Annotated in this window: 1 protein-coding gene; it reads right to left on the minus strand. The window is 44.5% G+C overall.

The genetic code is table 11. The features are described from left to right. Nucleotides 1-659, minus strand: a 659-nt coding sequence (locus C6P11_RS10815; protein WP_135521011.1) for an IS30 family transposase, incomplete at both ends; no start/stop codon positions are given.

Below are 659 nucleotides of genomic sequence, written 5' to 3' on the forward strand. Positions count from 1 at the left end.
CATTGAACCTATGATTCTCATAACATCGACGGTCTTCTTTGATGCCGCTCGTTTTGAAAGTAATATTCTGGTCTTCCTATCAACCATTGTGACCAATACTTGACCGCCTTTACGGCCAATAACAGTGTCCAGTTCCCAATCTCCAATTCGAGAGCGACAACCTGCTTCTGCAGGTCGCTCGTCAATCGTATTTGGAATTCTAATCTTACCTCGACGTTCGACATGACCTTTAGTATGTCGAGTTTTTCCTCTATGCCGAAGCGCACGAGCAATGCCCCGAGCTTTGTGACTTTTCACCGGCTGGCCCAAGTTATCTCTATAAATCGCTCGGTAGATTGTATTTGCGCTAATAATCGTATGACCTCTTGAAATCTTTAGTCGACCAGCTATCTGTTCAGGCGACCAATGTTTTTGATTGATTCCATATATAACTAGTTCTCGCAGTTCAGTGTTATCTAACTTTCGGCGTTTATGCGACTTCGTTCGAGCAAGCATGTGCTTTTGATCGGCATCCTCAGCTTCATAAGTTGAGCCAACACAGCGGGCAATCTCACGAGAGATTGTCGAAGCGCTTCTACCAATTTCTTTTGCAATGCTACGCATTGACAACCCTTCTCTGAGTAAAACTTCTATACGTCCGCGATCAAATGCGGTAAGCT

The organism is Weissella confusa, assembly GCF_004766315.1.
Classification (GTDB): domain Bacteria; phylum Bacillota; class Bacilli; order Lactobacillales; family Lactobacillaceae; genus Weissella; species Weissella confusa_A.